Here is a 23,449-nt window from a genome sequence, read left to right on the forward strand (position 1 = left end):
GGGGGCGGGGCGCCCACCACCACGGCCCCGCCGGGGGTGGCGGGGGGGGCGCCGGGTGCTGTCTGGTGCGGGGCGGCCGACCCGCGGGTGTCAGGAGCCGGAGGTCCGGCTCTGCACCGACTCCTTGGAGTGCTGGGCCTGCCCCTGCACCGTCTCCTTGGACTGCTGGGCCTGCCCCTGCACCGTCTCCTTGGACTGCTGGGCCTGGCCCTGCACGTCCTGGGCCGCCGACTGGCCCTCCTGCTTGACGGTCTCGGCCGCGTCCTGAGCGGTGGACTTGACCTCCTCCACCGCGTGCTGGGCGGCCGGCTTGAGCTGCTCACCCATCTCCTGCGCCGCCTGCTTGGCGGGCTGGAGCAGCGCGTCCTTGTTCTCGCGCAGCGCGGTCTCGGCCTGGTGGGCGAGCTCCTGCTCCTTCTGCGTGGCGGGGAGCAGGCTGGAGACCAGCCACCCGACGCCGAAGGCGATCAGCCCGGCGGCGAGCGGGTTGCCCTGTGCCTGGCGCACGATCGTGTCCGGTGCCTGCTGGACGGCGCCGACCGCGGACGAGGCCGCGTCCTGCACGCTCCCGGCCGCGCTCGAGGCCGCGTCCTGCACGGAGCCGGCTGCGTTGGAGGCCGCGCCCTGCACGGAGCTGGCTGCGTCCGATGCCCGGTGCTGGGCCGAGGAGGTGGTGTCGTGGGCGGAACCCATGACCTTCTCCTTCAGGGAGGACATGCGGCCCTTGGCCGCGGTCACCCGCCGGTCCATGACGCGGGACGGGTTGACCTTCTCGTTGAGGGCGTCGACGTCGTAGCTGAGCTCGCGCCGGGTGTCCTCGATCTGCCGCCGGATGACGTCCGGGTCACTGCTGGTCATTGTTGCGACTCCTCGCGGTCTGGTGGTCAGTTGGGCTTCAGGGCGCCGGGAACCTGCGACAGGGTCTCGGCGGTGCGCTCGGGCTTCGGGTTGACCTGTTCGAACTTCTTCTTGCCCATCAAACCTGCCACCGCAGCGACGATGCCCCAGAGGACCGCGACGATCAGCGCGGACCAGCTGTGGCCCACCAGGTGGGACAGCGCCCACCACAGTGCGATGGAGAGGAAGAAGATCATCATGTAGGCGGCGAAGCCGGCTGCGCCGAAGAGCCCGGCACCGGTACCCGCCTTCTTCGCCTCGACCTTGAGCTCCACCTTGGCGAGCTCGAGCTCCTGGCGCATCAAGGTCGACATGTCCTTGGCGACCTCGCCGATCAGCGTGCCGACGGAGACCCCCTCGACGTCCGGGTGACCGGCGTCGGTGGTCGGGGTGCCCATGTCGCCGCTGTACTGCTGGCCCTCGGCGTAGTCGGCCGCGTAGTTCTGCGGTGACGGGTCCGCGTAGCCCTGAGGGGTCGATCCCGCAGGGGTCGCCCCGGAGTAAGGGGTGCTCATGTCAGCGCACCTCACCGGGACGGCGGGCCGGGTCGTCCCAGCCCGCGGGCGTGGCCGGCGGGACCATGGTGCCGGCGGGCGGCACCGTGCCGTACGGCGGCGGAGGAAGCGGAGCGCCCGTGCCGGTGCCGGCGCCGGTGGTGGCGGTCGAGTACCCGGAGTACGTGGGCGCCGGGTCGACGTAGTTGCCGGGCGCGCTGTGCTGGCCGGAGCCGGAGCCGGAGCCGGAGCTGGAGCCGGAGCCGGAATCGCTGTGCGCGGCCCGGGCTCCGCTGGTCAGCCGGCCGGCGACGATGCCCGCGGCCGCGGCGCCGAGCAGGAACAGCCCCGGCTTGCGGCGGGCGAAGGTGCGCACGTCGTCGAGCAGCTGGGCGGGCTCGCGGTTCTGCAGCTTGTCGGCGAAACCCTCCACCATGCTGGAGGCCTGGTGGAGCAGGTCCCGGGCGGGCCCGGGGGCGCCTTCGCTGGAGCCGTCGGCGAGACCGCGCAGCTCCTGCGCGAGGGACGAGAGCCCCGTCGCCGCCTTCTGCTGCTGGCTGACCGCCTGGTCCTTGAGCTGGCTGCGGCCCTGCTCGAGCAGGTCCTTGGCCTGGCGCTGTGTCTCGCCGGCCACCTGCTTGGCCTGGTCGGCGGCGGTCGAGGCGACCTGGCTGCCGGCCTGCGCGGCCGTCTGCCCGACGTTGCGGGCCTCGTCCTTCGCGACGTCCTTGGTGTGCTGGGCCTCGCCCTTGGCGACGTCCTTGGTGTGCTGGGCCTCGCCCTTGGCGACGTCCTTGGTGGACGAGCTGTCGGTCGTGTTGGTGGTCGTGGTGCTGGCGCCCGTCGTGGCCGGAACCGGCGGCGGGAACGGGGCATCGATGGAGTGAGTCATCGGTCCTCCTCGGCATGCTTCGTGGTCGGTGGGGCGCTACCCCGCCGTCGTTCCGGCACACATCCGGGCGGTGGAGCACCGCGGTCGGAGGGCCGTGACGTCGATGGGGTCGGCGCCGCGTGGGTTCTGGCGCAAGAGCTGATCCTGGATACCCGGCGCATCCGTGCGTCCCGGGGCGCGGCCGGAGGGCGGTGGGGCGGGCCGGCGCTGCACTGCACCGTCCCTCCGCGGCTCGTGGGAGCCCCGTTCCGCGCAGAGGGTGGGGTACCCCTGCCAAGGGGTAGGTGAAACCGCAAGATCGCGGGCGGTTGCTCAACCCGACCAGGGGAAACGCGGCGCGCGGCGCTCGGCGAACGCGGAGACGCCCTCGGCGAGCTCTCCGGCGGCGATCGTCTCGCGGTACCGCGCGGCGGCCAGCGCCTCGCCGTCCCCGCCGTCGGCCAGCGCGGCGACGACCTCCTTGGTCGCCCGCTGGGTGAGCGCCGAGCGGAATGCCAGCACCTCGGCGAACCGGTGCGCCTCGGCGTCGAGCTCACCGGGCTCGGCGAGCCGGTCGACCAGGCCGGTGCGCAGGGCGGTGGCGGCGTCGATCAGCTCCCCGCTGTAGAGCAGGTACTTCGTCGTCGCCGGCCCCACGAGGTCCACCAGGGCCTTGGTGGAGGAGGGGTGTGGACGATGCCGACCTTGGCCGAGGTGACGCCGAAGACCGCCGTCGGGTCGGCGAACCGCAGGTCGCAGCAGGTGGCGAGCTCCACGCCGCCCCCGATGCAGTGCCCGCGGACGACCGCGATCGTGGGCCGGGGGAAGGTGCGCAGCGCCGCCTGCGCGGCGAGGTTGTGCCGCCGCACGCCGGCCATGGGGTCGACCGGGTCGGCGCCGCCCAGCAGGTCGGAGATGTCGGCCCCCGCGCAGAAGCTGGGGCCGGCACCGGTGACCAGCAGGACCCGGACGCCGGGGTCCGCCGCGAGCGGCGCCAGGACGGCGGGGAGCTCCTCCCACATGCCCACGGTCATGGCGTTGCGCTTCTCGGGCCGGTCGATGGTGAGGACGGCGACGTGCCCGTCCCGCGTCACGCGCAGGTGGGGGGCTCCCGTGCGGGCTCCCGGCGCGAGCGTGCGAGTGCTGGGGGGCAAGGGGGGTCCTCCTCTCAACCCAGGTCGTCGGTGGCGAAGGTGTCGCAGCGCCGCGGGTCACCGGTCTCGTACCCGGTGCGGAACCAGCGCTGGCGCTGCTCCGACGAGCCGTGGGTGAACGCGTCCTGGTCCACCGTGCCGCTGCCCAGGTTCTCCTGGATGAAGTCGTCATCGATGCGGCCGGCGGCGTCGAGCGCGCGGTTGATGTCGTCCTCGGTGATCTCGGCGATCAACGGCTGCCCCGACTCGTCGGGGACGGTCTCGGCGTGGTTGGCCCAGGCGCCGGCGAAGCAGTCCGCCTGCAGCTCCAGGCGCACGGTGCCGCTGGTCGGCCCCGACTCGCCGGGGGTGACCTGGCGGTTGATGCCGAGCAGGTTCTGCACGTGGTGGGCGTACTCGTGGGCGATGATGTAGGCGTTGACGAACAGCCCGCCCTGCGCCCCGAACTGCTGCTGCAGCTGGTCGAAGAAGGTCAGGTCGATGTAGACCAGTTCGTCGGCCGGGCAGTAGAACGGCCCCGACCCGCTGGTGGCCCCGCCGCAGGCGGTCTGCACCGAGCCGGAGAAGAAGACGGTCTGGGTGGGCCGGTAGTCCGCGCCCAGCACCCCCGACCAGTAGTCCTGGATCGACTCGATGTCGGCGACCACCGCGCACTCGACGGAGGCGTTCGCGTCGGCCCCGGTGCGGCACTGCTGCTCCAGCTGGCCGTTGTCGGCCGTCTGGCCCGGCCCCAGACCGGAGAGACCGCCGACGCCGGCGCCGGTGCCGTCGCCACCGCCGCCGAGCAGCTGGAACAGCACCAGCACGACGATGCCGACCACGCCCAGACCGCCGCCGCCCACGGCCAGCCCGCGGCCACCGCCGAACCCGCCGCCGCCCCGCAGGTCGCGGACGCCCGACGTGTCGAGGTCGGCTCCTTCGCTGTACCGCATCCCGTGCTGCTCCTCCCGCCGTCCGGCCGAGTGCACGGTGCCACCGGCCCCGGGCGCCCGCGACTCGGGTCGGCGCGCAGCGGGCCCGCGGCGGCCCTAGATTCGGCGCATGCCGCTGGAGGGTGAGTACGAACCGAGCACGCAGCAGTGGGTGCGCGACCAGGTCGAGCGCTACGAGGCGACCGGCGGGCGCGAGGCCAACACGCTGCGGGACACCGGGCTGCCCGTGGCCATCTTCAGCACCCGCGGGGCCAGGAGCGGCAAGGTGCGCAAGCAGCCGCTGATGCGGGTCGAGCACGACGGCGTGTACGCCATGGTGGGCTCCCAGGGCGGGGCGCCGACGCACCCGGCGTGGGTGGCCAACCTGCGCGCGCACCCCGACCAGGTCAGCGTGCAGGACGGGCCGGAGCCGTGGGACGGCGTGGCGCGGGAGATCTCCGGCGCTGAGCGCGACGAGTGGTGGGAGCGGGCCGTGGCCGCCTACCCGCCCTACGCCGAGTACCAGCAGAAGACCGAGCGACGGATCCCCGTCTTCCTGGTCGAGCGCCGCTGACGCAGGACGGCCCCGCGGCTCACGGCAGCGCCGCGGCCAGCCGGGGGATCGCCGCGGCGACGTCGGCGTCCCAGCCGGTGAAGGGCTCCGCCTCGACGGTGCGGGCGGCGCCCCGGCCCGCCGCGCGCCACGTGCCGGTGATCCGGCCGTCGACGACCACGGTCGGGCGGAAGACGCCGTTGCGCCCGGGCACGATGCGTTCGGCGTGCGCCGGGTCCAGGACCGCGCCGCGGTCGGCGTAGCCCAGCACGAACTCGTCGAACCCCGGCAGCAGCAGCGGCGCCCGGGCGGCCTTCCGGTGCGCGGCGCAGCGTTCGGAGGTCTCCGGGTCGAGGAAGTGCTCGACCCCCTCCACCTCGATGCGCTCCAGCCGGTCGCGGACGGCGTCGAGCCCGGCGCGCACGTCACGCACGGTCGTGCCCGCCCAGCGGACGAGGTCGTGCACGGTGGCCGGCCCGTGGCCGAGGAAGTACCGCAGCGCCAGCTCCGCGAGCGCCTCCTCGCGGGTGAGCCGGCGGGGGGAGGGGATCCACTCGTCGAGCAGCACGAAGAGCTGCTCGCCTTCCTCGGTCGGCCCCAGGCAGAGCGTGCCGGTCTGGGCGAGGTACCAGAGCAGGTGGTAGCCGCGCTGACCGGTCGTCGGCACCCCACCCTCCTCGATCGCCACCAGCAGCGCCCGGCGGGGGAGGCGGCGGTCACCCGACAGCGCGGCGACGGCGAGCGTGCGGGCCCGCTCGGCGTCGGCTTCGGTCAACCCCAGGGCGGCGCGCCGTCCGGCGAGCCCGGCCAGCGCGCGCGGCCCGAGCAGCTCGAGCATCCAGGGCAGATCGCCCGCGGGCAGCAGGTGCAGCGTCCCCCGCATCGGCCAGGAGCGGACGACGGCCCCGGTGTCGAGGGCGTGCAGCACAGCGGCACGGTCCCGGGCCCGGGTGCGCAGGGCCACCGAGGTCACCGCGCCCGGGAAGTCCTGGCCCTGGAGCGCCAGGAGCCGGTGCACCGCCGCGGTGGGGTCCGCGGCCGGTGGCCCGGCCAGCCGCTGGGCCACCAGGCGCAGGAGGGCCACGTCGTGCAGCGTCGTCACGCGCACACCGTGGCAGAGGGGTGCGACGGTCGGGCTACCGCCGCCGCTCGACCACCTCGACCGGTGGGGTGGCCGCGTGCCAGGCGCGCGACCGCTCGCTGGCCTGCTCGCCCTCGTCCCCGTGCAGCCGGTCGGCGATGTCGTCGAGGATCGCCTGCCGGCCGTAGAGGACCACGACGTCGCCCGTGCGCACCTGGAGGTCCTCGCTCGGCGCCCCCATCCACGTGCCGTCGTCCCGTTCCACGCCCAGGACGGTGACCCCCTCCTCGGGCAGCCGGAGCGGCCCAGGGGACGCGAGGAGATCCAGTCGTCGTCCCGCACCGGCAGCTGGATCACCTGCCACCGGTCGCGGAGGTGCAGCAGGGCCGCGTAGTCGCGGACGTCGAGGTCCGCGACCCGGCTCAGCACCCGTTCGATGACCCGCCGCAGCACCCGGTCGACGCGGTCGTTCCGCGAGAGCCAGAGCAGCGCGGCCATCGAGCCGACGATGACCAGCGTCCGGCGCACGCCGCCCCCGGTGGAGTCCACCCCCGCGTAGGTGAGGATGAGCGTGCCGAGCACCGAGACGGCGCCGGCGCCGCTGACCAGCATCAGCCCCATGACGATCCGCCGGCGCACCGGGTGGGACACCACGGCCTCGGCCTCCGACGTCGTGAAGCCGGTCCCCGTGAAGGCCGAGCGGGCCTGGAACCGGGCGTGCTGCAGCGACATCCCGGTCATGGTCAGCGCGACGGTGGCGACACGGGTGACGAGCAGGCCCAGGGTGACGATGACGACGAGGGAGACGACGGCGGCCACGCACCACGCTTACCGTGCCCCGGCGTGCGGAGCGACCCGGCTGCCACACTGCCGGCGTGCGGGCGGAGGACTGGGACCGGCGGTACGCGGAGCAGGCGCAGTGGTCCGCGGGGCCGAACGAGCTGGTGGCGGAGCTGCTCGCCGACCTGCCGCCGGGCGAGGCTGTCGACCTCGCCGCGGGTGAGGGGCGGCACGCGCTCTGGCTGGCCGCACGGGGCTGGGCGGTGACCGCCGTCGACTTCTCAGCCGTCGGGCTCGAGCGCGGGCGGGGCCGCCCCGGTGCGGAGCGGGTCCGCTGGGTGACCGGCGACGTCCGCACCTGGTCGGCGCCGCCGGCATCGCTGGACCTGGTCCTCGTCGCCTACCTCCACCTGCCCGAGCCGGAGACGACGGCGCTGCTCACCCGGGCCGTCGGCTGGCTCCCCCCCGGCGGGCGGTTGCTCCTGCTGGGGCACGACGTGGAGAACCTCACGGCAGGGGTCGGCGGGCCGCAGGACCCGGCGATCCTGCACAGCGTCGACCGGCTCGCCCCGGTGGCGCGCCTCCTCGACGTCGACCGGCTGGAGCAGGTCCGCCGGGCCACCCCGCACGGCACCGCCCTGGACTCCCTGCTCTGGGGACGGGCGCGCGAGCTGACCGGTGATCGCGGCCCGCGTGCCGGCGTGGCGTCCCCGTCGTGACCGGGACGCCCGACGCGATCGAGGAGTGGTTCGCCGCCGCGCAGAGCTGAGCGGACCTCGGGCGGTACCGTCGCTCGCCATGATGGGCATGGGTGGTGCCGGCGGGCCGGAGTCGGAGCGCCGGCGGCGGCTGGTCGCGGCGATCGTGGTCCTGGCGATGCTGCTGGCGGCCGGGGCGACGGTGCTCTCCATCGCCCTCGGCTGAATCCGGTCAGGCCTTTGGGCCCTGGTGTCCGGCGCGGCGGAACGAGACCGTATGGAACCGCCGAGGCCTGATCCCGCCCGGCTCCACTCCGGAAACGAAGGACCGCCGATGACCCTGGTCGTCCCGCCGAGCTCCTCCGGCCCCGCCGCCGACGGCTCCACCGGTCCGGTGGACCTCCCCGCCGGCGCCACCCACGACCGGCCCCGCGGCGACGACGCGGTCAGCGCGGCCGTCGGCCGGCTGAGCGGCGAGTACTCCGGCCGGGTCGGGCGACGCGAGGTCGTCCGGGTCGTCCGGGAGAGCCGGCGCGACCTGGGCGGGTCGCCCGTGGGGGCGCTCCCCGAGCTGGTCGAGCGGCTGGCGCGCTACCGCCTGGACCGGCACATCGGCTGAGCGCCCCGGGAATGCGGTTGCCCGGCGGGGCAGGATGAGCCCGTGGGCTACGTCGACGTGACCGGGGTCCGGCACACCCTCTCCGACGGTCGGGTGCTGCTGGACGACGTCTCCTTCCGCATCGGGGAAGGAGCCCGCGCGGCGCTGGTGGGCGAGAACGGCGCGGGCAAGACGACGCTGCTGCGGATCATCGCCGGCGACCTCGCGGCCGAGGCCGGGTCGGTCGCCCGCACCGGTGGGCTCGGGGTGATGCGCCAGTTCATCGGGGCGGTCCGGGACGACACGACCGTGCAGCGGTTCCTCGTCGACCTCTCGCCGCCCGCGGTGCGCGACGCCTGGGACGCCCTCGAGTCCGCCGAGCTGACGCTCATGGAGACCGACGACGAGCGCTCCCAGATGGCCTACGCCGACGCGCTGGCGCAGTGGGGGGACGCCGGCGGCTACGACGCCGAGGTCACCTGGAACACGGTGACCGTCGCGGCGCTGGGTGTGCCCTACGAGCGCTGCAAGTACCGGGAGCTCGCCACGCTCTCGGGCGGGGAGCAGAAGCGGCTGGCGCTGGAGGCGTTGCTGCGCGGGCCGGACCAGGTCCTGCTGCTCGACGAGCCGGACAACTACCTCGACGTCCCCGGCAAGCGCTGGCTGGAGCAGCGCCTGCTGGAGACGCGGAAGACGGTGCTGTTCGTCAGCCACGACCGCGAGCTGCTGGCCCGGGTGGCCGACCGCGTGGTCACCGTCGAGGGCGGGACGGCGTGGGTGCACGGTGGCGGGTTCACCTCCTACCCCGAGGCGCGCACCGCCCGGCACGAGCGCCTGGCCGAGGTGCGGCGCCGGTGGGAGGAGGAGCACCAGCGGCTGGTCGACCTCGTCCGCACGCTGCAGCAGCAGGCCGCCAACTCGCCGGACATGGCCAACCGCTACCACGCCATGCAGACCCGCCTGGCCAAGTTCGAGGCCGCCGGGCCGCCTCCCGACCGGCCGCCGGAGCAGAAGGTCGCCATGCGGCTGCGGGGTGGCCGCACCGGTGTGCGCGCCGTGATCGCCGAGCAGCTTGAGCTGACCGGGCTGATGCGCCCGTTCGACCTCGAGGTCTGGTACGGCGACCGCGTCGGGGTGCTCGGCGCGAACGGGGCGGGCAAGTCGCACTTCCTGCGGCTGCTCGCGGGGCAGGAGGTCGCGCACACCGGGGCGTGCCGGCTCGGGGCGCGCGTCGTCCCCGGCTTCTTCGCCCAGACCCACGCCCACCCGGAGTGGCAGGACCGCACCCCGGTCGACCTGCTGTGGCACGGCGAGCCCGGCCGGCCGGGGGTCGACCGCGGGCGGGCGATGGCGGTGCTGCGCCGGTACGGCCTGACCGAGGCCGCCGACCGGCCCTTCCGCACCATGTCCGGCGGTCAGCAGGCGCGGTTCCAGATCCTCGCGCTGGAGCTGTCCGGCGCCACCCTGCTGCTGCTCGACGAGCCCACCGACAACCTCGACGTGCTCTCGGCGGAGGCGCTGGAGGAGGCGCTCGCGGCCTTCGACGGAACGGTGCTGGCGGTCACCCACGACCGCTGGTTCGCCCGCTCCTTCGACCGCTTCCTGGTCTTCGGCGCCGACGGTCGGGTGTACGAGTCCGCCGAGCCGGTGTTCGACGAGACGCGGGTCCTGCGGGCCCGCTGAGCACCTCCCCGAGTTGATCATCGGCGTGTGGCTGGGCGACACGCCGGTGGGGCCGACCGTTCGCCGATGATCAACGCGGGGTCGGGTCCGCTTCGGCGGGCTGGCCACCCGGCCCGGGTGCTGGGGCCGGCGCCGCAGGCCTGAGCCAGGGCCGTCGCGGGTCACAGGTCGACGTCGGGCTCCCCGGTGCCGCCGATGCGGTCGAGCTCGGCCAGCTCGGCGGGGCCGAGCACCCGCGCGGAGGCCTGCAGGTTCTCCTCCAGGTGCGCGACCGATGAGGTGCCGGGGATGAGCAGGATGTTCGGGGAGCGGGCCAGCAGCCAGGTGAGCGCCACCTGCACCGGCGTCGTCTCCAGACGCCGGGCCACCGTCTCCAGCGCGGCCGACTGCAGCGGGGTGAAGCCCCCGAGCGGGAAGAACGGCGTGTAGGCGACGCCGTCCCGCGCGAGCGCGTCGATCAGCGGGTCGTCGGCGCGGTGCACCAGGTTGTAGTGGTTCTGCACGCAGACCACCGGCGCGATGGCCCGCGCCTCCGCGTACATCTGCGGGGTCACGTTGCTGACCCCCAGGTGCCGGACCAGCCCCTCCTGCTGCATGGCCGCCAGCGCCTCGAACGGCTCGGCGAGCGAGCGCTCCACGGGCTCGGCGAAGCCGGGCATGCGCAGGTTCACCACGTCGAGGGCCTCGACCCCCAGGTGGTCGATGTTCTCCTGCACGGCCCGGCGCAGGTCGTCGGGGTCCAGGGCCTCGGGCCAGCCGCCGTCGGCGTCGCGGCGGGCACCGACCTTGGTCACGATGACCAGGTCCTCGGGGTAGGGGTGCAGCGCCTCGCGGATGAGTTCGTTGACGACGGTGGGGCCGTAGTAGTCGCTGGTGTCGATGTGGTCGACGCCGAGCTCGACGGCCCGGCGCAGCACCGCGATCGCGGCGTCCCGGTCGGCCGGCGGCCCCATGACGTGCGGGCCGGCGAGCTGCATCGCCCCGTAACCGATGCGGTGCACCTCCCGGTCGCCGAGGCGGTAGGTGCCGGACTGCTCCGCGGTGCCGATCGTCATGCGCCCTCCCTACCCGGTGGGCGGGGGGCATGCGCGCCTCAGGCGACCGGCTGCGGGTGGTCGGCGGTGCCGACCGGCACGGTGGCGGCCCGGGCGCGCCGGTCCGCGGACCCGGCGAGCAGCGCGAGCCCCGCACCCACCAGCGCGAGCGCCGCGCCCACCCACATCGGCGCGGTCAGCCCCAGCCCCTGGGAGATCACCAGGGCGCCGAGTGCGGCACCGAGGGCGTTGGCGACGTTGAACGCGGCCTGGTTCGCGGCCGACACCAGGCTGCCCCCGCGGATCCGCGCGGCCTCGATCACGCCGTTCTGCACGACCGGGCCCATGGCGAACCCCAGCGTGCCGAAGAGCACGAGCAGCACCACGGCCGCGACCGGCTCGCGGGCCAGGAAGGAGAAGGCCACCAGGATGACGGCGACACCGGCCATCCCGGCGGCGACGAACCGGAACCCGTACCGGTCGCCCAGCCGCCCGCCGAGCAGCGTGCCGACGGTGGTGCCGACGCCGAAGAGCGCCAGCACCGGTGTGATCCCGGCCGCGGGCAGACCGGCCAGGTCGGTGAGGATCGGGGCGACGTAGCTGTAGACGGCGAACGTGGCCGCGAAGCCGATCATGGTGAGGCCGAGCACGAGCCACACCTGGCCGCGGCGGAACGCCGCCAGCTCGGTGCGCAGGCCGGCGGCGTCGCCGCGGTCGCCGGGCAGCCAGGCCAGCAGCCCGGCGACGGTCACCAGCCCGATGACGGCGACGGCGGCGAGCACCAGCCGCCAGCTGGTCTGCTGGGCGACCCACGTGCCGATCGGGACGCCGACGACGTTGGCGAGGGTGAGCCCCAGGATCATCAGCGAGATGGCCCGGGTGGCGTGCTCGGGAGCCACCAGCCGGCGGGCGGCGACCGCGCCGACCCCGAAGAAGGAGCCGTGCGCGAGCGCGGTGAGGACCCGGGCGGCGGCGAGGGTGCCGTAGGTGGGCGCCAGTGCGGCCAGCGTGTTGCCGACGACGAAGACGGCCATGAGCGCCACCAGGGTCTGCCGCGGGGTGAACCGCAGGCCCAGCGCGGTCAGCGTGGGGGCTCCGACGACCACCCCGACGGCGTAGGCGGAGATGAGCAGGCCGGCGGCGGAGACCGAGACGCCCAGGCCGTCGGCGATCTGGGGCAGCATCCCCATGACGACGAACTCGGTGGTGCCGATGCCGAAGGCACCGATGGACAGGGCGAGCAGTCCGCGGGGCACGGGGAACTCCAGGGGACGCGGTCGGGGCGGGGCCGGCGGACGGCGTCGTCCTGGTGGTGCCGGGCTGCGTGCGGGTGGATCCGGTGTGGGCGGGGGAGCCCCGACCGGCGCCGGGCGGGCCCGGGGCCGGTCGGGACCACTGTGCCGAGCCGGGCGGCGCGGCCGCCCGGCGGGGGGTCAGGGCTGCAGGAGCACCTTCACCGCGCCGTCCTTCTTCTGGCGGAAGTTGGCGTAGGCCTCGGGCGCCTGCTCCAGCGGCACCCGGTGGGTGGCGAACTCGTCCACGCCCAGCGGGTCGCCCTCGAGCAGCAGGGGGAGGATGTCGGGCACCCAGCGCCACACGTTGGCCTGCCCCATGCGCAGCTGCACCTGCTTGTCGAACATGCGCATGAGGGGGAGGGGGTCGGTCGCGCCGCCGTAGACGCCCGACAGCGAGATCGTGCCGCCGCGGCGGACGGCCTCGATGGCGGTGTTCAGGGCAGCCAGCCGGTCGATGCCGGCCACGGTCATCACCCGCTCCATGATCGCGTCGGGCACGAGCGCGCTCGCCTTCTGCGCGATCGTGGCCAGCGGGGATCCGTGCGCCTCCATGCCGACGGCGTCGATGACGGCGTCCGGCCCACGGCCGTCGGTCAGGTCGCGGACGCGGGCGACGACCTCGGCCTGCTCCGTGCTGTCGATGACGGTGATGCCGTTGCGCCGGGCGCGGGCCAGGCGCTCGGGGACGACGTCGGAGGCGATGACCTGGCCGGCGCCGAGGTGCTTGGCGATGCGGGTGGCCATGTCGCCGATCGGGCCGAGCCCGAGGACCAGCACGCTGCCGCCCTCGGGGATGCCGGCGTACTGGACGGCCTGCCAGGCGGTGGGCAGCACGTCGGAGAGGTAGACGAACCGGTCGTCCAGCGGGGCGTCGGGGACCTTGATCGGCAGGGTGTTGCCGAAAGGCACCCGCAGGTACTCGGCCTGCCCGCCCGGCACCTGCCCGTAGAGCTTGGTGTAGCCGAACAGCGAGGCCCCCATGCCCTGCTCGCGGTTCTGCGTGGTCTCGCACTGCGAATGCAGCCCCTCGGCGCACATCCAGCAGTTGCCGCAGGAGATGTTGAACGGCACGACCACGCGGTCGCCGGGCTTCACCGCGGTCACGTCGCGCCCGACCTCGCGGACGACCCCCATCGGCTCGTGACCCATCACGTCGCCCACCGACATGAACGGCGCCATGACCTCGATGAGGTGGAGGTCGGACCCGCAGATGCCGCTGGAGGTGATCTCGACGATCACGTCGGTCTGCTCCTGGATGGTGGGGTCGGGGACGGTCTCCACCCGGACGTCGCCTCGGCCGTGCCAGGTCACTGCGCGCATGGGTCTTCTCCCTCGATCGGGCTGCGGAAAAGGGCTTTTAGGCCCTACGTGAGCCGGATCGCGCCACTCTCAACCATCTCCAGCGTGTTCGTAACGCTGCGCCGATAGACAGTTACGCTTAGGTGAGCAAACGGGCAGCGATGCGGTGATCCGGTTCACACAACCGGCCCCTCCTACCCCGTCGCAGAGATCACGAATCCATCACGGCGTGTTTACATGGGCCCCGCTCCTCTCCCCGGGAGTCGCTGTGCAATGTCCGCCGACGGAAGTCAGGTGCATGAGTTCGCTCCACCACGACCGCCTCCCCGAGAGGGGTGCGGCGCCGACCGCCACGGTCGACGCCACGCCCGCTCCGGCCCGCGCCACCCGCGGGTCGACCGAGGAGAAGGCCGCGTCCACGGCCTCGCCGCAGCGCCAGGGGAAGGCGCGCGGAACCGGGGCTCGCAGGACGACCGAGAACACCTCCCGCACGCGGGCCCACGCCGCCACGGTGACGGCCGCCGGGGCCACGGCAGCCACCGCCGGCCCGGCGACCGCCACGGCTGCCGAGCCGACGGCGCCGTCCGCGGCGCGGCTCTCCGCGGCCCGGGCCGCGGTGGTGCAGGTCATCGCGGCCAAGGTCGCCGCGGCGGCCGCCGCCGAGGCGCCGGCGCGGCGCCGGCCCACCCCGTACAAGCGGTCGGCCGTCGACGTCGCCGCCCTGGCGCCGGTCACCGACGTCACCGCGCTGGTCGACGCCCCGACCCCCGAGGCCGTCGTCGTCGTGAAGGACGCCCCGGAGCGTCCCGCGCCCGACGCGGGAGCGGCCGAGGTCGTGGCCGCCGTCGCGGCGGGCCGCCGAGGCTGGCTGGACCGCCGCCCGCCCGCGGGACGGCGACGGTCCGCGCTCTACCTCGCCGCCGCACTCGTCGGTGCGCTCAGCATCAGCGGCGCGTCGGTCAGCGGGGCGACGGAGGTGGAGACGGCCGGCCACTCGGTCAGCGTCGCCGAGCAGCTCGGCATCGACGCGTCGTCGGTGACGCCGCAGGTCGACGAGGACGACACCTCGCGGCTGCGCGAGATGGTCGCCAGCCGCACCGCCCGGGACGCCGATCGCACGGCCGCCGCGGACGCCCAGGCCGAGGCCGACCGGATCGCCCAGGAGGAGGCCGACCGCGCCGCCGCCGAGGCGGCCCGCCCGAAGGCGGTGCTCCCTGTCCAGGGTGGGCGGCTCACCAGCGGCTTCGGGCCGCGCTGGGGCACGCTCCACGCGGGCATCGACCTCGCGGCGCCCATGCGCACGCCGGAGTACGCCGTGATGGACGGCGTCGTGCTCGAGGCCGGCCCCGCCAGCGGCTACGGCCTGGTGGTCTACCTCCAGCACGAGAACGGCGACGTCACCGTCTACGGCCACATGGACGAGATCCTGGTGACGCCCGGCCAGGTGGTCCGCGCCGGCGACACCATCGCGCTGCTCGGCAACCGCGGTCAGTCCACCGGCCCCCACCTGCACTTCGAGGTGCACGTCGGCGGCATCGGCGGGGAGCGGATCGACCCCCTGCCGTGGCTGCGGGAGCGCGGCGTCCAGATCTGACACGCCCGATCCACGACGACGCCCTCCGCCGGAGCGATCCGGCGGGGGGCGTCGTCGCGCGTGGGGCAGCTCGCTGATGCCTCGCGTGGAGGTCGGCGCGCGCGGTGGGACAGTGGAGGCGCACGACCGGCCGGCAGGAGGAGATCGCGGTGGAGCACGGGCACCACTCGGGCATGTGGGTCCCGGAGGAGGCGCCGACCTGGGGTCGGATGTTCCTGCCGCACCTGGACCCCTGGTCGGTGCTGGCGTTCCTCAGCATCATCGGGCTCGTCGTCTACCTGGCCGCGGTCGTCCGCCTGCGCCGCTCCGGCGTGGCCTGGCCGTGGTGGCGGACGCTGGCCTGGGTCGGCGGCACCGCCTCGCTCTTCGCCGTCACCGGCACCTGGTTCAACGGCTACAGCATGGTGCTCTTCAGCATCCACATGACCCAGCACATGGTGCTGTCGCTCATCACGCCGCTGCTCCTGCTGCTCGCCGCCCCCGTCACGCTGGCGCTGCGCACCCTGCCGCGCGGTCGGGGGGCGGCAGGTGCCCCGCGGGCGCTGCTGCTGGAGGCGCTGCACAGCCGGTTCGCCCGTTTCGTGGCCCACCCGCTGTTCACCGTGCCGCTGTTCATCGCCAGCCTGTACGGCGTCTACTTCACGCCGCTGTTCGACGTGCTCATGTCCAACCCGGCGGGGCACCAGTTCATGCTGGCGCACTTCGTCGTCACGGGGCTGCTGTTCTTCGGGCCGATCACCGCCCAGGATCCGTGGCCGCGCACGCTCAGCCACCCGGGCCGGATGCTCGAGCTGTTCCTGCCGGTGCCGTTCCACGCCTTCTTCGGCGTCGCGATCATGATGGCCGGGTCGCTGGTCGTCGACACCTTCGCCCAGCCGCCGGCCGGGTGGGGCGTCGACCCCCTCGCCGACCAGGCCGTCGCCGGCGGCATCGTCTGGGCCTTCGGCGAGCTGCCCACCGTCCTGGTGCTGGCAGTCGTGTTCTTCTCCTGGGCGCGCTCGGACGACCGCCGGGCCCGCGCGCTGGACCGCGCGGCCGCTCGCGACGGCGACGCCGAGCTGACCGCGTACAACGCCCGCCTCAAGGCGCTCGCCGAGCACGGGTGAGGTGCTGGAACGGGGCCCCCTGCAGGGTCCCGTCGCGAGCCTGCGAGCGGTGGGGGGCAGGGGGTCCTCGCTCAGCCGACGTGGACGACGGCGTCACCCTCGGCCGGCAGGTCGTCCTTGGTCGCCTCGATGAGCAGCGCCGAGACGACGGCCCCCAGCACCAGCCCGGCCGCCCACGTGAAGGCCCTGGTGTAGCCCGGCCGGCGCCGAAGAGCCCTACGAGAAGCGCTGGCTGGCCCTCGGCGTCATCGCCATGACCGTCCTGCGCGCCGGCGGGGGAGGGGAGGGGTTCGGTCACGGGAGGCCCTCGGTTGTGCGGAGCGGGCCGGATCGCCGGCCGGAGGAGAACGTAGCGGCCTGCAACCATGTCGTCGTGCCTGTTTCGCTGGTGTTCACCTCCGACACGCACGTCCCCAAGCGCGCGCGTGACCTCCCTCATGGGCTGTGGACGGCGATCGACGCCGCCGACGTGGTGGTGCACGCCGGCGACTGGGTCGACGCCGCTCTCCTGGACCTGTTCGAGGCCCGCTCCCGCCGCCTGGTGGCCGTGCACGGCAACAACGACCACGGGCCGCTGCGCGACCGCCTGCCGCTGGTCGCCCGCGCCGAGATCGAGGAGATCCGGTTCGCCGTCGTGCACGAGACCGGCGACGCCAAGGGGCGCGAGCAGCGGTGCGCGGTCCGCTTCCCCGACACCGACGTCCTGGTGTTCGGGCACAGCCACATCCCCTGGGACACGGTGGCGCCCTCCGGGCTGCGGCTGCTCAACCCGGGCTCGCCCACGGACCGGCGCCGCCAGCCGCACGGCACGTACGTGACGGCGGTCGCCGACGCCGGGCGCCTGCGGGACGTGACCTTCCACGCCGTGCCGCCGCGGCGGTGAGCGGACCGCCGCTGGACCCGCGCGCGGTGGCGCTGCTGGCCTGCCCGGCCTGCGCCGCGCCCCTCACCGCCGAGCCCGGCGACGCGGGGCTGCGCTGCGACCGGGGCCACGCCTTCGACCGCGCCCGTCAAGGGCACGTGACGCTGCTGCCCCCGGGCCACCGGGCGCCGTCGGGGGACTCGGCGGCCATGGTCGCCGACCGGGTGGCGTTCCTCTCGGCCGGTCACTACGACGGCGTCACCGCCGCCCTGGCCGAGGCCGTCCGCGCGCCCGGGGAGCCCGCCACCCTGCTCGACCTCGGCGGCGGCACCGGGCACCACCTGGCCCGCCTGCTCGACGACCTCCCGCGGGCGGCGGGTGTGGTGCTCGACGCCTCGCGCTACGCCGCGCGCCGGGCGGCGAGGGCGCACCCGCGCGCGGTGGCGGTGGTCGGGGACACCTGGGCCCGGCTCCCGGTGCGCGACGGCGCCGTCGACCGGGCCCTCGTGGTCTTCGCCCCGCGCAACGGCCCGGAGATCGCCCGGGTGCTGCACCCGGAGGGGCGGCTGGTCGTCGTGACGCCCGGCCCGGACCACCTCGCCGAGCTCGTCGGCCCGCTGGGCCTGCTCCGCGTCGACCCCGGCAAGGCCGGGCGGCTCAGCGCGACCCTGGAGCCCCACCTGGCGCGCGAGGGCGGGCGGCAGCACCGCCGGACCCTCTCGCTCGACCACGCCGCCGTGGCGACCCTGGTGGGCATGGGGCCGCACGCCCGGCACCTCACGGCGGCGGCGCTCGCGGCCTCGCTGGCGCGGTTGCCGGCCGCCGTGGAGGTCACGATCTCGGTCGACGTGGCCACCTACCAGCGCCTCCGGTGATCCTCGCGGCGCGCCTCACCTGCCCGACCTGAGGTGCCGCACGGCACGGTCTAAGCTGCGAGCCGTGACGATTGCACCGGCGCCCATCGTGAGCCGGCCCAGCCCGGCTCACGTGGTCGAGAAGGGCTCGCGGCTCTCGAACCTGCTGCGGACCACCGACCACAAGACCATCGGTCTGATGTACCTGACCACCTCGTTCGTCTTCTTCATCGGTGGTGGCCTGATGGCGCTGCTGATGCGGGGTGAGCTGGCGCGGCCGGGCCTGCAGTTCCTGTCCCCGGAGCAGTACAACCAGCTCGTCACGATGCACGGCACGGTCATGCTGCTGATGTTCGCGACGCCGCTGTTCTTCGCGTTCTCGAACCTCATCATGCCGCTGCAGATCGGTGCGCCGGACGTCGCCTTCCCGCGGCTGAACGCCTTCTCCTTCTGGCTGTTCCTGTTCGGCAGCCTGATCGCGGTCGGCGGCTTCCTGACCCCCGGTGGCGCGGCGGACTTCGGCTGGTACGCCTACGCGCCGCTGTCGAACGTGGTCCACTCGCCGGGCCCCGGCGCGAACATGTGGTTCGCGGGCCTCGCCGTCAGCGGTCTGGGCACGATCCTGGGCGCGGTCAACTTCATCACCACGATCGTCTGCCTGCGGGCGCCGGGCATGACGCTGTTCCGGATGCCGATCTTCACCTGGAACACGCTGGTGACCAGCGTGCTGGTCCTCTTCGCCTTCCCGATCCTGACCGCCGCCATCATGGGCATGCTGGCCGACCGCAACATGGGCGCTCTCATCTACTCGGATGAGAACGGCGGCCCGATGCTGTGGCAGCACCTGTTCTGGTTCTTCGGGCACCCCGAGGTCTACATCATCGCGCTGCCGTTCTTCGGCATCGTCACCGAGATCATCCCGGTCTTCGCCCGCAAGCCGCTGTTCGGCTACAAGGGCATGGTCTTCGCGACGCTGGCGATCGGTGCCCTCTCGCTCGCCGTCTGGGCGCACCACATGTACGCCACCGGGGCGGTGCTCCTGCCGTTCTTCGCCTTCCTGACCTACCTCATCGCCGTGCCGACCGGCATCAAGTTCTTCAACTGGATCGGCACCATGTGGCGGGGTCAGATGACCTTCGAGACGCCGATGCTGTTCTCCATCGGCTTCATGATCACTTTCCTCCTGGGTGGTCTGACCGGCGTGCTGCTGGCCAGCCCGCCGCTGGACTGGCACGTCAACGACAGCTACTTCGTCGTCGCCCACTTCCACTACGTCGTCTTCGGCACCGTCGTGTTCGCCGCCTACGCCGGCATCTACTTCTGGTTCCCCAAGATGTGCGGCCGGATGATGGACGAGCGGCTGGGCAAGCTGCAGTTCTGGCTGACCTTCATCGGCTTCCACGTCACGTTCCTGGTGCAGCACTGGCTGGGCAACGAGGGCATGCCGCGCCGCTACGTCGACTACCTGGAGACCGACGCCTTCACGACGCTGCACACGGTGTCGACGATCGGCTCGTTCATCCTGGGCGCCGCGACGATCCCGTTCGTCTACAACGTGGTGAAGTCGTGGAAGTACGGCGAGCTCGCGCTGCGGGACGACCCGTGGGGCCACGGCAACAGCCTCGAGTGGGCCACCTCCTCCCCGCCGCCGCGGCACAACTTCGTGGAGATCCCCCGGATCCGCTCGGAGCGCCCCGCGTTCGAGGCGCACTACCCGCACCTCATCGAGCGGCTGCAGGCCGAGGCCCACGTGGGCAAGCGGCACGAGCCCTACGGCGGCGTCAGCGAGCTCGGCGCCACCACCGGTCACCGCGCCGGGCCGAACGACCCCGACCCGACCTGAGGAAGGACCACCCTTCCCCCGCGCCCCGCAGGCTCGGCGCGGGGCCCTGCGGGGTGGCCGTCCAGACCGTCACCGACGCCCCGTCGGCCTCCGGGCCGGCGGGGCGTCGGGCGTCTGCCGTGGCGGGTCAGGGGGCGCAGGCTGCGTGCGGCACGATGACCGCGTGCCGCACGAGCCCACACCCGACCTGCTGCCCGCCCCCGTCGCCACCGCGCCGCGGGCGCTGCTGACCGTCACCGGGGCGGACCGGCCGGGGGTGACCGCCCAGCTCTTCACCGCCCTCGCCGCGGACGGGGACGGGCACCCCGCCGTCGAGGTCCTCGACGTCGAGCAGGTCGTGGTGCACGGGCACCTGGTGCTCGGCGTCGTGGTCGGCGCCCTCGGCAGCGGGGGGAGCGCGCCGGTGGGGGAGGAGGAGCTGCTCGACCGGCTCCGCACGGTGGCGCAGGACGTCGAGACCGCGGTGGGCGTCCGCGTGTCCGTGGAGTCGGCCAGCGGCCCCGACGCACCGGTCGCCGCGGGGCGCCCGCACCACGTCATCGTGCTGGGGCGCCCGGTTCCGCCCGAGGCGGTGGCCGGGGCCGCGCAGGCGGTCGCCGGCATCGGCGGCAACATCGACGCGATCCGGCGGCTCTCCGACTACCCGGTCACCAGCTTCGAGCTCACCGTCTCCGGGGCGGAGGCCACCGCCCTGCGCGCCGCGCTCGCCTCGGTGGCGGCCTCGACCGGCGCCGACATCGCCGTCGAGCAGGTCGGGATCGCCCGGCGCAGCAAGCGGCTGATCGTCCTCGACGTCGACTCCACCCTCGTGCGCGGGGAGGTCATCGACGAGCTGGCCGCGCGCGCGGGGCGGGCGGCGGAGGTCGCCCGCATCACCGCGGCCGCCATGAACGGCGAGCTGGACTTCGCCGAGTCGCTCCGGGCGCGGGTCGCAGTGCTGGCCGGGCTGCCGGAGGAGGTGCTGGACGAGGTCCGCGAGCACCTGGTGCTGACACCCGGCGCGCGCACCCTCATCCGGACGCTCCAGCGCCTCGGCTTCCGGTGCGGCATCGTCAGCGGCGGCTTCACCCAGATCACCGACCCGCTGGCCGAGAGCCTGGGGCTGGACTTCGCCGCCGCCAACACGCTCGAGGTGGTCGACGGCCGCCTCACCGGCGGGCTGGTCGGGGAGATCGTCGACCGGCCGGGCAAGGCGCGGGCGCTGATCCGCTTCGCCGAGCAGTACGGCATCCCGCTGGACCAGACGGTGGCCGTGGGCGACGGGGCGAACGACCTGGACATGCTGAGCACCGCGGGGCTGGGGATCGCGTTCAACGCCAAGCCGTTCGTGCGGGAGCAGGCGCACACCGCGCTCAACCAGCCCTACCTCGACGCGGTCCTGCAGGTGCTCGGGTTCACCCGCGACGAGGTCCTCGACGCGGTCTGACCGCCCACCCGCCGCCATGATCAGGTTCCCTGATCGTGGCGCGTCCTCCCTCACGGCCGGCGGTGAGGGGGGACACCGCGCGGTGAGGGTGGACGTCGTCGCAGCGGCGTCTCAGGCGGTGCGGGGCGACCCCTCCAGCGCGACGCCGGCGGTGCGCAGCTGGTCCAGCGCCGCCGCGGTGGTCGCCTCGGAGACCCCGGCGGTGAGCGGCAGCAGGACGCGGGTGGCGAACCCCGCGGCGACCGCGTCGAGTGCCGTGGCGCGCACGCAGTGGTCGGTGGCGATGCCGACCACGTCCACCTCGCCGACGCCGTGCTCCCGCAGCCAGTCGGCCAGCCCCACCCCGTCGGCGGCCCCCTCGAAGCCGGAGTAGGCGGCGGCGTACTCGCCCTTGTCGAACACGGCCTCCAGCGGGCCGCGGTCCAGCGCCGGGTGCAGCTCCACCCCGCCGGTGCCGACCACGCAGTGCGGCGGCCAGGTCTCCAGGAAGTCCGGGTGCTCGGCGAAGTGGTCGCCGGGGTCGATGTGGTGGTCCCGGGTCGCGACGACGTGGTCGTAGCCCGCCGTGCGGACGTGCTCGGTAATCGCGGCCGCGACCGCTGCGCCGCCGGCGACGGCCAAGCTGCCGCCCTCGCAGAAGTCGTTCTGCACGTCGACGACGATCAGTGCACGGGTCATCTGTGCAGTGTGCCTTTCCCGGCCCCGTCCAGGGCACCGCCGCGAGCTTGCGAGTGGTGGGGAGGACGGGGTCCTTCTGCCGCTCAGGTGGTCTCGGTCTCCAGCGCCGGTTCCCCGCGGGAGAGGGCCCATGCCTCGGCCGGCAGCGCCTCGCGCACCCGCGCGTGGTGCTCGCGGGCACGTCGCAGCGCCTCGGGCGGGGTGACGTCGTCGCAGGGCGCGCCGTCGCGGACGAGCGGCACCACCAGGTCGCGATCGCCCTCACGCGGCTCGACCGGGGAGCTGCTCACCCCCTCGGCGGTGGCCGTGCCGTCGGCGGCGTGCCGGCGCACGGCCCGCTTGCGCCCGCCGACGGAGTTCTTGCCCTCCGAGCGCTTGGCCACCGGGACGCCGTCGCGCTCCACCAGCTTGTAGACCATCCCGGCCGTCGGCGCTCCCGAGCCGGTGACCAGCGAGGTGCCCACCCCGTAGCCGTCGACCGGCGCGGCCATGAGCCCCGCGATGGCGTACTCGTCCAGGTCGCTGGTGACGATCACGCGGGTGCGGGTGGCGCCCAGCTCGTCGAGGAGCTCCCGGGCGCGCGTGGCCAGGGTCGGCAGGTCGCCGGAGTCCAGCCGGATGGCGCCCAGCTCCGGCCCGGCCACCTCGATCGCCGTCCGGATGCCCTGCTCCACGTCGTAGGTGTCGACGAGCAGCGTGGTGCCGGTGCCGAGGGTCTCCACCTGGGCGCGGAAGGCCGCCCGCTCGTCGTCGTGCAGCAGCGTGAACGCATGGGCGCTGGTGCCGGTGGTCGGGACGCCGTAGCGCCGCCCCGCCTCCAGGTTGGAGCTCGACGCGAAACCGACGAGGTGGGCCGCGCGGGCGGCGGCGACCGCGGCCTCCTCGTGCGTGCGGCGCGACCCCATCTCGATGCAGGGCCGCTCGCAGGCCGCCGCCACCATGCGGGCGGCGGCCGAGGCGATCGCCGAGTCGTGGTTGAGGATCGACAGGGCCAGCGTCTCCAGCAGCACGCCCTCGCCGAAGGGGGCGCGCACGGTGAGCACCGGGGACCCCGGGAAGAACAGCTCGCCCTCGGCGTAGCCGTCGACGTCCCCGCGGAACCGGAAGTCGGCCAGCCAGTCCAGCAGCCGCCGGTCGGTCAGCCCCTGCTCGCGCAGGGTCGCGAGCTCGGCGTCGCCGAACCGGAAGTGCGGCAGCGCCTCGAGCAACCGGCCGGTGCCGGCGAGCACCCCGTAGCGGCGGCCGTGCGGCAGGCGGCGGGCGAACACCTCGAACACGCAGTCCCGCTCCGCTGTGCCGTCGGCGAGCGCGGCGGCCAGCATCGTCAGCTCGTAGCGGTCGGTGAGCAGGGCGGGAGCCGTCGGCATGGCTCCGGAGCGTAGGCGGACCCCGGTCGCCGGGGCGGACGACGTCCTAAGCTGGGACCCGTGGCCGGACCGCTCGCCCCGACCCGGGCCCCCGAGACGACCGTCGAGGAACACGGAGACCTCGACCGGCCGTGGGTGACCGTCGTCTGGAACGACCCGGTCAACCTCATGACCTACGTGACCTTCGTGCTGCAGGAGCTGTTCGGTTACGACGAGCCGACCGCCACCACCCTGATGCTCCAGGTGCACCACGAGGGGAAGGCGATCGTCAGCTCGGGCCCGCGCGAGCGCATGGAGCACGACACCAGCCGGCTGCACGCCTACGGGCTGTGGGCCAGCTACCAGAGGGACTCATGAGCGAGCTCGCGAGC

At 74.3% G+C, this 23,449-nt stretch carries 26 protein-coding genes; 13 read left to right on the forward strand and 13 right to left on the reverse strand.

Annotation, left to right across the window (positions count from 1 at the left end; genetic code table 11):
• Positions 1–90: 90 nt before the first annotated feature.
• The 6 genes from ACI79P_RS18895 to ypfJ form a co-directional block, all read right to left on the reverse strand.
• Positions 91–858 carry a DUF3618 domain-containing protein gene (locus ACI79P_RS18895; protein WP_456582604.1) on the reverse strand — a complete coding sequence of 256 codons (768 nt, stop codon included), beginning with the start codon at positions 856–858 and terminating at the stop codon, positions 91–93.
• 26 nt (positions 859–884) lie between these two features.
• Positions 885–1,412, reverse strand: coding sequence for a phage holin family protein (locus tag ACI79P_RS18900; protein ID WP_456582605.1), 528 nt, complete (start codon positions 1,410–1,412; stop codon positions 885–887).
• A 1-nt stretch (position 1,413) separates the two neighbouring features.
• Positions 1,414–2,283 (reverse strand): hypothetical protein, encoded by an 870-nt coding sequence (locus ACI79P_RS18905; RefSeq protein ID WP_456582606.1) that lies wholly within the window; start codon positions 2,281–2,283, stop codon positions 1,414–1,416.
• Between the two features lie 312 nt (positions 2,284–2,595).
• Positions 2,596–2,928 carry an enoyl-CoA hydratase/isomerase family protein gene (locus tag ACI79P_RS18910; protein ID WP_456582607.1) on the reverse strand — a complete coding sequence of 111 codons (333 nt, stop codon included), beginning with the start codon at positions 2,926–2,928 and terminating at the stop codon, positions 2,596–2,598.
• The gene (locus tag ACI79P_RS18915) at positions 2,874–3,416 is read right to left on the reverse strand and encodes an enoyl-CoA hydratase/isomerase family protein (RefSeq protein WP_456582608.1); all 543 of its coding nucleotides are present in this window, start codon (positions 3,414–3,416) and stop codon (positions 2,874–2,876) included. Before ACI79P_RS18915 ends, ACI79P_RS18910 begins: the two co-directional genes overlap by 55 nt.
• Before the next feature lie 14 nt (positions 3,417–3,430).
• Complete coding sequence (gene ypfJ, locus ACI79P_RS18920) at positions 3,431–4,348, reverse strand: KPN_02809 family neutral zinc metallopeptidase (RefSeq protein ID WP_456582609.1); 918 nt, start codon at positions 4,346–4,348, stop codon at positions 3,431–3,433.
• A 109-nt stretch (positions 4,349–4,457) separates the two neighbouring features.
• On the opposite strand from ypfJ, the gene ACI79P_RS18925 reads away from it, so the two are divergent.
• The gene (locus ACI79P_RS18925; RefSeq protein ID WP_456582610.1) at positions 4,458–4,901 is read left to right on the forward strand and encodes a nitroreductase family deazaflavin-dependent oxidoreductase; all 444 of its coding nucleotides are present in this window, start codon (positions 4,458–4,460) and stop codon (positions 4,899–4,901) included.
• Positions 4,902–4,920: 19 nt separating this feature from the next.
• Here the strand turns inward: ACI79P_RS18925 and ACI79P_RS18930 are convergent, their stop codons facing one another.
• Positions 4,921–5,982, reverse strand: a complete 1,062-nt coding sequence (locus tag ACI79P_RS18930) for a winged helix DNA-binding domain-containing protein (protein WP_456582611.1) — start codon at positions 5,980–5,982, stop codon at positions 4,921–4,923.
• A gap of 34 nt (positions 5,983–6,016) precedes the next feature.
• Entirely contained in the window at positions 6,017–6,226 is a 210-nt protein-coding gene (locus ACI79P_RS18935; RefSeq protein WP_456582612.1) for a hypothetical protein, read from the reverse strand.
• A 171-nt stretch (positions 6,227–6,397) separates the two neighbouring features.
• Here ACI79P_RS18935 and ACI79P_RS18940 point away from each other — a divergent pair, with 171 nt between their 5' ends.
• The 5 genes from ACI79P_RS18940 (at position 6,398) to ACI79P_RS18960 (ending at position 9,720) form a co-directional block, all read left to right on the forward strand.
• Positions 6,398–6,520 carry a hypothetical protein gene (locus ACI79P_RS18940; RefSeq protein ID WP_456582613.1) on the forward strand — a complete coding sequence of 41 codons (123 nt, stop codon included), beginning with the start codon at positions 6,398–6,400 and terminating at the stop codon, positions 6,518–6,520.
• Positions 6,521–6,836: 316 nt separating this feature from the next.
• On the forward strand, positions 6,837–7,460 hold the full coding sequence (locus tag ACI79P_RS18945; protein WP_456582614.1) for a class I SAM-dependent methyltransferase: 624 nt from the start codon (positions 6,837–6,839) through the stop codon (positions 7,458–7,460).
• Positions 7,461–7,539: 79 nt separating this feature from the next.
• Complete coding sequence (locus tag ACI79P_RS18950; protein WP_456582615.1) at positions 7,540–7,665, forward strand: hypothetical protein; 126 nt, start codon at positions 7,540–7,542, stop codon at positions 7,663–7,665.
• 108 nt (positions 7,666–7,773) lie between these two features.
• Complete coding sequence (locus ACI79P_RS18955; protein WP_456582616.1) at positions 7,774–8,058, forward strand: three-helix bundle dimerization domain-containing protein; 285 nt, start codon at positions 7,774–7,776, stop codon at positions 8,056–8,058.
• 42 nt (positions 8,059–8,100) lie between these two features.
• Positions 8,101–9,720 carry an ABC-F family ATP-binding cassette domain-containing protein gene (locus ACI79P_RS18960; RefSeq protein ID WP_456582617.1) on the forward strand — a complete coding sequence of 540 codons (1,620 nt, stop codon included), beginning with the start codon at positions 8,101–8,103 and terminating at the stop codon, positions 9,718–9,720.
• Positions 9,721–9,881: 161 nt separating this feature from the next.
• On the opposite strand, the gene ACI79P_RS18965 is transcribed toward ACI79P_RS18960, so the two are convergent.
• From ACI79P_RS18965 to ACI79P_RS18975, 3 genes are all read right to left on the reverse strand, one after another.
• Positions 9,882–10,775, reverse strand: a complete 894-nt coding sequence (locus ACI79P_RS18965; RefSeq protein WP_456582618.1) for an oxidoreductase — start codon at positions 10,773–10,775, stop codon at positions 9,882–9,884.
• Positions 10,776–10,813: 38 nt separating this feature from the next.
• The gene (locus ACI79P_RS18970; protein ID WP_456582619.1) at positions 10,814–12,010 is read right to left on the reverse strand and encodes an MFS transporter; all 1,197 of its coding nucleotides are present in this window, start codon (positions 12,008–12,010) and stop codon (positions 10,814–10,816) included.
• 177 nt (positions 12,011–12,187) lie between these two features.
• Positions 12,188–13,369: a zinc-dependent alcohol dehydrogenase gene (locus ACI79P_RS18975; protein WP_456582620.1), complete on the reverse strand. Its 1,182-nt coding sequence runs from the start codon at positions 13,367–13,369 to the stop codon at positions 12,188–12,190.
• 277 nt (positions 13,370–13,646) lie between these two features.
• Here ACI79P_RS18975 and ACI79P_RS18980 point away from each other — a divergent pair, with 277 nt between their 5' ends.
• From ACI79P_RS18980 to serB, 6 genes are all read left to right on the forward strand, one after another.
• Positions 13,647–14,942, forward strand: coding sequence for a M23 family metallopeptidase (locus tag ACI79P_RS18980; RefSeq protein WP_456582621.1), 1,296 nt, complete (start codon positions 13,647–13,649; stop codon positions 14,940–14,942).
• Positions 14,943–15,046: 104 nt separating this feature from the next.
• Positions 15,047–16,048: a cytochrome c oxidase assembly protein gene (locus ACI79P_RS18985; protein ID WP_456582622.1), complete on the forward strand. Its 1,002-nt coding sequence runs from the start codon at positions 15,047–15,049 to the stop codon at positions 16,046–16,048.
• A gap of 373 nt (positions 16,049–16,421) precedes the next feature.
• A complete protein-coding gene (locus ACI79P_RS18990; protein WP_456582623.1) occupies positions 16,422–16,931 on the forward strand; it encodes a metallophosphoesterase family protein in 510 nt (169 codons plus the stop codon).
• An 11-nt stretch (positions 16,932–16,942) separates the two neighbouring features.
• Entirely contained in the window at positions 16,943–17,785 is an 843-nt protein-coding gene (locus ACI79P_RS18995; RefSeq protein WP_456582667.1) for a putative RNA methyltransferase, read from the forward strand.
• Between the two features lie 64 nt (positions 17,786–17,849).
• Positions 17,850–19,607 (forward strand): aa3-type cytochrome oxidase subunit I, encoded by a 1,758-nt coding sequence (gene ctaD, locus ACI79P_RS19000; protein WP_456582624.1) that lies wholly within the window; start codon positions 17,850–17,852, stop codon positions 19,605–19,607.
• A 163-nt stretch (positions 19,608–19,770) separates the two neighbouring features.
• The gene (serB, locus tag ACI79P_RS19005) at positions 19,771–21,033 is read left to right on the forward strand and encodes a phosphoserine phosphatase SerB (protein ID WP_456582625.1); all 1,263 of its coding nucleotides are present in this window, start codon (positions 19,771–19,773) and stop codon (positions 21,031–21,033) included.
• Between the two features lie 111 nt (positions 21,034–21,144).
• On the opposite strand, the gene ACI79P_RS19010 is transcribed toward serB, so the two are convergent.
• Entirely contained in the window at positions 21,145–21,711 is a 567-nt protein-coding gene (locus ACI79P_RS19010; protein ID WP_456582626.1) for an isochorismatase family protein, read from the reverse strand.
• Between the two features lie 83 nt (positions 21,712–21,794).
• The gene (locus tag ACI79P_RS19015) at positions 21,795–23,078 is read right to left on the reverse strand and encodes a nicotinate phosphoribosyltransferase (RefSeq protein ID WP_456582627.1); all 1,284 of its coding nucleotides are present in this window, start codon (positions 23,076–23,078) and stop codon (positions 21,795–21,797) included.
• 60 nt (positions 23,079–23,138) lie between these two features.
• Between ACI79P_RS19015 and clpS the strand changes: the two genes are divergently transcribed.
• The gene (clpS, locus tag ACI79P_RS19020) at positions 23,139–23,435 is read left to right on the forward strand and encodes an ATP-dependent Clp protease adapter ClpS (protein WP_305998956.1); all 297 of its coding nucleotides are present in this window, start codon (positions 23,139–23,141) and stop codon (positions 23,433–23,435) included.
• The last annotated feature ends 14 nt before the right edge of the window (positions 23,436–23,449 follow it).

The organism is Blastococcus sp. SYSU DS0510 (assembly GCF_054050835.1).